This is a genomic window from Micromonospora sp. NPDC023869, assembly GCF_055559695.1.
Genome location: NZ_JBVHKD010000026.1, coordinates 1 through 1954, shown reverse-complemented (window position 1 = coordinate 1954; position 1954 = coordinate 1). Strand labels below are relative to the sequence as shown.

Annotated in this window: 2 protein-coding genes; one reads left to right on the top strand and one right to left on the bottom strand. The window is 65.1% G+C overall.

The genetic code is table 11. The annotated features are described in order from the left end of the window. Window positions 1–268: 268 nt before the first annotated feature. A complete protein-coding gene (locus tag ACZ31C_RS32205; protein WP_465798503.1) occupies window positions 269–808 on the top strand; it encodes a hypothetical protein in 540 nt (179 codons plus the stop codon). 179 nt (window positions 809–987) lie between these two features. Here the strand turns inward: ACZ31C_RS32205 and ACZ31C_RS32200 are convergent, their stop codons facing one another. Further along, the gene (locus tag ACZ31C_RS32200; protein ID WP_465798502.1) at window positions 988–1578 is read right to left on the bottom strand and encodes a DinB family protein; all 591 of its coding nucleotides are present in this window, start codon (window positions 1576–1578) and stop codon (window positions 988–990) included. Window positions 1579–1954 lie beyond the last annotated feature (376 nt).

Here is a 1954-nt window from a genome sequence, read left to right as displayed (position 1 = left end):
AGCACCGATCACTTACGAGAAGAGCACCCGGCCAGCGCCAGCTACGCTGGCCCCGGCCGCATAAACCCCGTGTCCAGGGTCAGGGGTCAAGCCCCGTACTGAACCCACACTCACCATTGGCCCAGTCTGCACGACACCCGCCGACATGGTCTGCCAAGTCCGCGTCCGCATCTGCCACCGAGCGGGCGCGCCGCTCCGGCCGGGGGCCGTCATCGATCTGAGACGAGACCGTGGTCGTAGATCGACGTAACGCTGCGATGGTCGGAGCATGGCCGTTCACCCGCTGGCGACGGCGCGGCGGACCACCGCGTCGTTGAGCGCCGCTCTATTGGTACTGGCAGGATTGACGTCCTGCACACCCGCGATCAAAGCCGTCACCGGACTGACCGCGGATGCTGACGGCCGGCCGCTCGCGGCGCTGGCCTGGTGCGCGGACCAGCCGCCGGACGTCGTGGTTCTCCGTATCGCAGACGATCTGGCCTCGCCGTCCCCGTCTGACGCACCGACTCCGTCGTCCAACTGGCCGGAGTGGCGGTACGACGTGCAGCAGCGCGACGCGACCTCACCGGCCACCGTTGAGCTGACGGGCTTCCCGCCTTCGCCGGGCCCTGCCCTGGGCACAGGCTTCCGAATGCGCGTACTCACCAGGAACAACAGCTTCACCTCCCACGACGTGAGCTTCCGGCTTCCTGAACTGGCCGACCTGAAACCAGGATCGGTCTTGATCACCACTATCGAGACCAACAGAGAGGTACAGAAGACCGTCTCCCTCGACGAGTTCGGACGCCTGGGAAGGAACGCCTGCTGAACGCTGGCACAGGGCAGTCATGACACAAGCCCTGTGTCCTCCTCGACCCATGATCAGGTGCACTGATCTTCCGCAATACGCGCGCCGCGTAGCGTCAGGTGGCGCCTGTCGCTACGCCGGCCGGAACCGCCGATCAGCGGATACTGGCTACTGTGTCTGTATCGATGGGACCGGGGTGGCTAACCGAACCGGTCAGCGAGCTTCGTCAGCTTGGTGACGTACGCCGCCCAGTCGTAGTCGTGGGGGACGCCAGAGTTCTCCCGCCGCAAGCCGATCGCCCTGTCGTGCTGCTCGCGCATGATGTCGGCGTGCCCGGCGTGACGGGCGAGGTCGGTGGTCACGTGGATGATGATTCTGTGCAGCGTCACGTCCTGTTCGCCTGGGCGCCACCACGGCACATGCCCTGGCGCGTCGAGGGGTAGCTGTTCGATCGTCTGATCCGCGAACACCCCGACGCGGCGATACAGGTTGATCAGCCCATTCTTCGTCTCGCCCTCCCGCGCATACCAGTCTGCCTGCGGGTCTTCCTCGAACGCCTGCATGGGTACCAGTTCCTCAGGCATCGGGAACTCACGCCCGAAGGCAGGCCCGAAGTAGCCGGCTTCGACATTGAGGCAGTGCTTGAGGACTCCCAGCAGGTTATTGCCGGTCGCGGTGCGGGGCAGTCTGGCCTCGCGTTCGCTCAGCCCGTCGAGCTTCCAGATCAGGTTATCGCGAGTCGCCTGGAGGTAGTGGTGCAGCGCAGCCTTCGGGTCGCCCAGATCAGCCATGCCTGCCAGTCTTCCTGATGCGTCCGAGCCATTTCTGCGAGGCGACCGGGAATAGGCAACTTGATCCGCTGGGCCATCCATCGCGGCCTGACGGGCGTACCGATCTCCACGGCTCCGGCCTGGTCGGCAACAGCCAGTCCCGCGTGGTGATGCCGGTCAGAGGGGTGAAGCCCAGGTGGCCGGTCGCGCAAGTCGCCGGATTCGGCGATCGTGACGCCGTGCTGGACGCGTCCGGTGGTACGTAGATCATCATGCCGAGACACGGCAGAAGCGGTGGACTCCCACATGATCTTTGGGTGATCCTGCCCTCGTTCACCAGCGGATTGATGGGTTTTCCTGCAACGATGCATGGCGTGGCAACTGTGAAGACTGTGAC

Excerpts from the sequence above, each read along its gene's own strand:
- ACZ31C_RS32205 (WP_465798503.1), top strand. The coding sequence starts at position 269 with ATGGCCGTTCACCCGCTGGCGACGGCGCGGCGGACCACCGCGTCGTTG.
- ACZ31C_RS32200 (WP_465798502.1), bottom strand. The coding sequence starts at position 1,578 with ATGGCTGATCTGGGCGACCCGAAGGCTGCGCTGCACCACTACCTCCAG.